This window comes from Pseudomonas sp. JL27(2026) (genome assembly GCF_056933555.1).
Genome location: NZ_CM167794.1, coordinates 6046314 through 6053301 on the forward strand (window position 1 = coordinate 6046314; position 6988 = coordinate 6053301).

Annotated in this window: 6 protein-coding genes; all 6 read right to left on the minus strand. The window is 55.5% G+C overall.

Annotated elements, in window-relative coordinates; all coding sequences use genetic code 11:
- Nucleotides 1-1893: a tRNA uridine-5-carboxymethylaminomethyl(34) synthesis enzyme MnmG gene (mnmG, locus tag AC1Z1G_RS27785; protein ID WP_483623827.1), complete on the minus strand. Its 1893-nt coding sequence runs from the start codon at nt 1891-1893 to the stop codon at nt 1-3.
- Between the two features lie 604 nt (nt 1894-2497).
- Nucleotides 2498-3868, minus strand: coding sequence for a tRNA uridine-5-carboxymethylaminomethyl(34) synthesis GTPase MnmE (gene mnmE, locus AC1Z1G_RS27790; protein ID WP_483623829.1), 1371 nt, complete (start codon nt 3866-3868; stop codon nt 2498-2500).
- Between the two features lie 79 nt (nt 3869-3947).
- On the minus strand, nt 3948-5630 hold the full coding sequence (yidC, locus tag AC1Z1G_RS27795) for a membrane protein insertase YidC (protein ID WP_483623830.1): 1683 nt from the start codon (nt 5628-5630) through the stop codon (nt 3948-3950).
- 2 nt (nt 5631-5632) lie between these two features.
- Nucleotides 5633-5878, minus strand: a complete 246-nt coding sequence (gene yidD / locus AC1Z1G_RS27800; RefSeq protein ID WP_483623832.1) for a membrane protein insertion efficiency factor YidD — start codon at nt 5876-5878, stop codon at nt 5633-5635.
- The gene (gene rnpA, locus AC1Z1G_RS27805) at nt 5871-6272 is read right to left on the minus strand and encodes a ribonuclease P protein component (RefSeq protein WP_483628006.1); all 402 of its coding nucleotides are present in this window, start codon (nt 6270-6272) and stop codon (nt 5871-5873) included. Before rnpA ends, yidD begins: the two co-directional genes overlap by 8 nt.
- A 16-nt stretch (nt 6273-6288) precedes the next feature.
- Nucleotides 6289-6423 carry a 50S ribosomal protein L34 gene (gene rpmH / locus AC1Z1G_RS27810; RefSeq protein ID WP_003213577.1) on the minus strand — a complete coding sequence of 45 codons (135 nt, stop codon included), beginning with the start codon at nt 6421-6423 and terminating at the stop codon, nt 6289-6291.
- Nucleotides 6424-6988 lie beyond the last annotated feature (565 nt).

Genomic DNA, 6988 nt, shown 5'->3' on the forward strand with positions numbered 1-6988 from the left:
TCAAGCGCTTTGCTCCAACTGACGGCCCGCGCCGCGTTTTTTCAAATGAATCATCAACAGCGAAATCGCTGCCGGGGTCACGCCCGGAATCCGCGAAGCCTGGCCCAGAGTCTCTGGACGGGTTGCGCCGAGCTTGCTCTGAATCTCTTTGGAGAGACCGGAGATGGTCGTGTAATCGATATCCACAGGCAATTTGGTGTCTTCGCTGGCCCGCAGGCGAGCGATTTCATCTTGCTGGCGATCGATGTAACCGGCGTATTTGGTCTTGATTTCGACCTGTTCGGCGACTTGCGGGTCTTCTGCACCCGTACCGGTCACCGAGATCAAACCAGCGTAGTCGATTTCTGGACGGGTCAGCAGGTTCAGCAAGTTGTATTCGTGGGTCAACGGCGTACCGAATTTTTCGGCAATGGCATCGCCCTGCTCAGTGCCCGGGCGAACCCAAGTGCTTTTCAGGCGTTGCTCTTCCAGCTCGATGCTTTCGCGTTTTTTGCAGAAAGCGGCCCAACGCACGTCATCCACCAACCCCAATTCGCGACCTTTTTCGGTCAAGCGCAGGTCGGCGTTGTCTTCGCGAAGGATCAAACGGTATTCGGCGCGGGATGTGAACATCCGATACGGCTCCTGGGTACCCAGGGTAATCAGGTCGTCGACCAATACACCGATGTACGCTTCGTCGCGACGCGGGCACCAGCTGTCTTTGCCCTGTGCACGCAATGCCGCGTTGGTCCCGGCCAGCAAACCTTGGGCGCCGGCTTCTTCGTAACCGGTGGTGCCGTTGATTTGCCCGGCAAAGAACAGACCGCCAATGACTTTGGTTTCCAGGCTGTACTTCAGGTCACGCGGGTCGAAGTAGTCGTACTCGATGGCATAACCCGGACGAACGATATGGGCGTTTTCCATCCCGCGAATCGATTGCACGATCTGCAATTGCACGTCGAACGGCAATGACGTGGAAATCCCGTTCGGGTACAGCTCGTGGGTGGTCAAACCTTCCGGCTCGATGAAAACCTGATGGCTTTCCTTGTCGGCAAAGCGGTGGATCTTGTCTTCAATCGACGGGCAATACCGCGGACCAATACCTTCGATTACCCCGGAGTACATCGGCGAACGGTCGAGGTTCGAGGCGATGATTTCGTGAGTACGCGCGTTGGTATGGGTAATCCAGCAACTGACCTGCTTTGGATGCTGTTCTTTGGAGCCCATGAACGACATCACCGGAATCGGTGTATCGCCGGGTTGCTCGGACATCACCGAGAAATCCACAGAACGGCCATCGATACGCGGTGGCGTGCCGGTTTTCAGGCGACCCACGCGTAAAGGCAATTCACGCAGACGGTGAGCCAGGGCGATCGACGGTGGATCGCCGGCACGACCGCCGGAATAGTTCTGCATGCCGATGTGGATAAGTCCACCGAGGAAGGTGCCAGTGGTCAACACCACGGAATCGGCGAAGAAACGCAGGCCCATCTGGGTGACAACACCGCGCACTTGTTCCTGTTCGACGATCAAGTCGTCGGCCGCCTGTTGAAATATCCACAGGTTCGGCTGGTTCTCGAGAATCTCGCGCACAGCGGCCTTGTACAGCACACGGTCGGCCTGGGCGCGAGTAGCGCGCACAGCTGGGCCTTTGCGGCTGTTCAACACGCGAAACTGAATACCCCCTTTATCGGTGGCGATCGCCATCGCTCCACCAAGGGCATCGATTTCCTTGACCAGGTGGCTTTTGCCGATCCCGCCAATCGCGGGATTGCAGCTCATTGCTCCGAGGGTTTCCACGTTATGCGTCAGCAGCAGGGTTTTTGCCCCCATACGTGCTGAGGCCAGTGCTGCCTCGGTACCGGCATGACCGCCGCCGATGACGATCACTTCAAAACGGGAAGGGAAATCCACCACGCACCTCGTGCCTGCTTCAGTTAGGTAATCAGGAATAGTTTGAGCTCAGGTTTTTGGACCTGGTCGACAAGTATAGGGACTTCACCCTTCCTAAAGAACCCTTTGCACAAAAATTAACCAGCTGTGGAGAAGTCGGGATAATAGAAATTAAAAAGAGAGAAATTTATTAAATCTTTGTTTTTATGTTTATTTCTACTGAGCCACATTTCTGTGGATAGATTGATACAGCCCTTTATATTAAATATGTACAGAGATTCAAAACCCTGTGGTCATGTGCCAATGAGGCCCTTGGATAACCGGTGTAAGCCTGTGGATGAAAGGGGTGGTTATCCACAGAGGTGGTTTTCCTCAGTTTTGAAGCCCTGTTATCAACTGTGCTCAGTGGCAGTTATTCACAGGGCTTAATCCACAGAAAAGCGCCGAACGGAGCAAATGGCGCCCACGCAAAAGCCACCGAAGCGGTCAATGCCGCTCGGTTGCTCAAATAATCTGGAGAAATACGAGGGTGTAGGAGCTTGGCTTGCCAGCGAATGATGCGAGGCGGTGCGTCAGATTGGCCGCTTCGCGAGCAAACTCGGCTCCTACAGAAGGAGAGGTGAAGCTATTTGCCGATGCAAAAGCTGGAAAAGATCCTTCCCAGCAGGTCATCCGAACTGAATTCGCCGGTAATTTCCCCCAGGGACTGCTGTGCCTGACGCAAATCTTCAGCCAGCAACTCGCCAGCACCGGCCAGGGTCAACTGTGCCCGACCATGTTCGAGTGAGGCACTGGCATGGCGCAGGGCTTCCAGGTGACGCCGGCGGGCGCTGAAGCTGCTTTCCGAGGTCTGTTCATAGCCCATGCAGGTCTTGAGGTGGTCACGCAGTAGTTCCAGGCCATCGCCGGCCGACTTGGCGCTCAGGCTGATGGTCACGTGGCCATCTTCGCTGACCTCCAGCGCAATCGCCTCACCGGTCAGGTCTGCCTTGTTGCGGATCAACGTCACTTTGGCTGGATCCGGGCGCTGTTCCAGAAACTCCGGCCATAACGCAAACGGATCAACGGCTTCGGGAGCGGTGGCATCCACCACCAGCAGCACCCGATCCGCCTCGGTAATGGCCTTCAAAGCACGTTCCACGCCGATTTTCTCGACCTGGTCCTCGGTATCGCGCAGCCCCGCCGTGTCGACCACATGCAGTGGCATGCCGTCGATGTGGATATGTTCGCGCAAGATGTCCCGGGTGGTGCCGGCAATTTCGGTGACAATCGCTGCTTCACGACCGGCCAACGCGTTCAACAGGCTGGATTTACCGGCATTCGGACGGCCGGCAATCACCACGGTCATACCATCGCGCAGCAAGGCACCCTGCCCGGCTTCACGCAGCACGGTGGATAACTCGTTACGCACCGCATCGAGCATCGTCAGCACGTGGCCATCGGCAAGGAAGTCGATTTCTTCTTCCGGGAAGTCGATAGCGGCCTCGACGTAGATCCGCAATGCAATCAGTTGTTCGGTGAGGTTATGCACACGCTGGGAAAACGCACCTTGCAACGAACGCAACGCGTTGCGGGCAGCCTGTGCAGAACTTGCCTCAATGAGGTCGGCGATGGCTTCGGCCTGGGCCAGGTCGAGTTTGTCGTTCAGGAACGCACGTTCGCTGAATTCTCCCGGTCGGGCCAGGCGGCAACCCAGTTCCAGGCAACGCTTGAGCAACATATCCAGAACGATCGGGCCACCATGGCCTTGAAGTTCCAGTACGTCTTCGCCGGTAAAGGAGTTCGGGCCCGGGAAATACAGGGCGATGCCCTCATCCAGGACGTCTTCATCGGCATTGAGGAACGGGCCGTAGTGGGCGAATCTTGGTTTGAGTTCACGGCCACTGATGGCCTTCGCCGCAACACTGGCCAACGGCCCGGAAATACGGACGATACCGACACCGCCACGGCCCTGGGCGGTGGCGACGGCGGCGATGGTTTCACGAGGAACGCTCATGATTCGATATCCAGATAAAAATGGCAGATAGCAAAACGCCCCACTAGGGGGCGTTTTGAGTGGTTATCCACAGAGTAAGTTATGCGTCGGCTTTTTTGGTAGCCGCTTCAATCTTACGTGTGATGTACCACTGTTGAGCGATGGACAGGCAGTTGTTCACAACCCAGTACAGCACCAGACCCGCCGGGAACCACAGGAAGAAGAAGGTGAAGATGATTGGCATCAGCTTCATCACCTTGGCCTGCATCGGATCCGGAGGCGTCGGGTTCAACTGCTGCTGGATGAACATGGTTGCGCCCATGATGATCGGCAGAATGAAGAACGGATCTTTGATCGACAGGTCGGTAATCCACAGCATGAACGGCGCTTGGCGCATTTCCACGCTTTCCAGGAGTACCCAGTACAGCGAAAGGAATACTGGCATCTGCACGAGGATTGGCAAGCAACCACCCAGCGGATTGATCTTCTCTTTCTTGTACAGCTCCATCATGGCTTGCGACATTTTCTGCCGGTCATCGCCATGTTGTTCTTTCAGCGCAGCCAGTTTCGGTGCCACTGCACGCATGCGCGCCATGGATTTGTAGCTGGCTGCCGACAGCGGGAAGAAAATCCCTTTGATCAGCATGGTCAGGAAGATGATCGACCAGCCCCAGTTACCGACCAGAGCGTGGATATGTTGCAGCAGCCAGAAGATTGGCTGGGCAATGAACCACAGAATGCCGTAGTCGACTGTCAATTCCAGGCCTGGGGACAACTCTTTGAGCACTGCCTGGCTTTTCGGACCGGCGTACAGGACAGCGCTGGTTTCTACTTTCGCACCAGGCGCAGCGGTCAATGCCGGGCCGGTGTAACCGATGATGTAGTTACCTTTGCTGTCTTTACGGGTCTGGACGATGTTGTTTTCGCCCTTCGCCGGAATCCACGCGGTCACGAAGTAGTGTTGCAACCAGGCAACCCAGCCACCTTGAACGGTTTCTTTCAGCGAACCCTTGTCCATGTCCTTCATGGACACTTTCTTGTACGGCTCGGAACTTGTCCACAGGGCGGCGCCCAGGTAAGTCGCGGTACCGGTGGCGGTGCTGGAAGAAGGATCGGAGCTGGCGTCACGCTTCAACTGCGCAAACATTGCACCGGACCAGGGCTGTGCGCTCTGGTTGTCGATCACGTAGGAAACGGTGACGTCGTACAGGCCACGTTTCAAGGTGAAACGCTTGATGTAGTTAACGCCGTCCTTGCTGAATTTCAGGTCAACAACCAGTTGATCCTGACCATCAGCCAGTTGATACGTCTTCTTCTCCGAAGAGAACACCGGGCGACCTGCTGGATTTGCGTCCGGACCGTTGGTGCCGATCAGACCGCTTTGTGCCAGATAGGTCCGCTCGCCGCCGTTATCAAACAGCTGGAACGGAATTTCCGGGTGATCCTGGCGACGTGGATACAGCGGCAGCTTCAGCTGGGCGATATCACCACCTTGTGGATCGATAGCCAGGTCGAGCACATCCGTTTTGATCTGGATGAGGTCTTTGCTGGCAGCCACTGGAGCTTCGGCTGGAGCACTGGTATCGCTTGCCGCGCGTGGAATGTCGTCACTAACGGAAGCGTTATTGCCAGTCGCCGTGTCCGGTAGGCCCGGTGCGGTGGTGCTGGCAGCAACATTCTGAGTCGGCAGGGCAGCCTGGCCATAGTCCTGGTTCCACTTAAGGACCATGACATACGACACGATTGCCAGGGCGACGATCAGGATCGTGCGTTTGATATCCATGATTACTCGGCCATCGAAGAAGAACGGGAGGTAGGGATAGGTGGAACCGGGTCATAACCACCGGGATTCCACGGATGACAGCGACCTAAACGACGAAAGGTCAGCCAGCCACCGCGCAGAAGGCCATGATTTTCAATGGCTTCATACGCGTAGCAGGAACAACTGGGGTAGAAACGACAGTGACTGGCCATCAGAGGACTAATGGCGTAGCGATAAAACTGGATCGTAACGAGGGCCAGTTTACGCATCAGTGCTGTCTACCCCTACAGTTTCGGCTTTGACTGCTGGTACCGGCGTGCTACGAGCCAGACGTTTCCAGAGTTTGCCGAAATGCTGAATCAATTCGGGGTTTTCTACATCGCCCAAACCTTTGCGCGCGACGATCACGATATCCCATCCAACCAGAGAGTCCTGGTGGAGGCGAAACGATTCGCGCATCAGACGTTTGAGGCGATTGCGCTCAACGGAGAGTTTCACACTCTTTTTCCCGATAACCAGCCCAAGACGGGGGTGATCGAGATCGTTGTTGCGCGCAAGGAGCAGGAGATTTTTCCCCGGAACCTTGCCGGTAGGGGAGTCAAAGACTGCCTTGAAATGCCGGGGGGTCAGCAAACGCTTTTCCCGACTGAAGTCCTGACTCACCTCCAGTACCGGATTATCAAACTGCCAGACGCGCACGACCTTTGGCGCGGCGACGCGACAGGACGGCACGGCCGTTTTTGGTAGCCATGCGAGCACGGAAACCGTGGGTACGAGCGCGTTTGATAGTGCTTGGTTGGAAAGTACGTTTCATGTCGTGTTACCTGGTTCGTCCACAACGGGCCGGAATGGCCCCCGTTTTAAGAGACCGGGGATTCTAGAGAAAGCAAGCGTCTAGGTCAATTTCCAACCAGCGTTTCCTTGAAATGGATATCTGGCCGAACCTGCGCTTCATTGTGGACAGCCAGATATAAAAATAAAGAAGGAACTTATTTAAAGCTTTTCTGTAAAGCTTATAAAAGCTAGGGACGCCATCATCTGTGGATAACTACCTTCAAGCCTTCTACTTCGGGCTGTACAGAGAATGACAACCATGGTGGAAAGCAGTGGTAAGCCTGTGCTGTGCTGTCGGATAAGCTGTGTGTGGAACGCCATGTTATCCACAGGCCAGTTATCCACCGGGTTTACCCCCCACTTGTGCAACGAGCTCAGGTGCGCTTATCCACAGAGCTTATGCACAGACCATTGGTCGTGTTTATTTCAGATAAGACGTTGATTTACGGTTGCCTGTGAGCAACCTGCATGTGGATAAGTGACCGCTTGGCCGTTACAATGGCGGCTTGTTTTTGCCTCACCGGCTTTCAACTTAGGGGATATCC

Excerpts from the sequence above, each read along its gene's own strand:
- mnmE (WP_483623829.1), bottom strand. The coding sequence starts at position 3,868 with ATGAGCGTTCCTCGTGAAACCATCGCCGCCGTCGCCACCGCCCAGGGC.
- yidC (WP_483623830.1), bottom strand. The coding sequence starts at position 5,630 with ATGGATATCAAACGCACGATCCTGATCGTCGCCCTGGCAATCGTGTCG.
- yidD (WP_483623832.1), bottom strand. The coding sequence starts at position 5,878 with ATGCGTAAACTGGCCCTCGTTACGATCCAGTTTTATCGCTACGCCATT.
- rpmH (WP_003213577.1), bottom strand. The coding sequence starts at position 6,423 with ATGAAACGTACTTTCCAACCAAGCACTATCAAACGCGCTCGTACCCAC.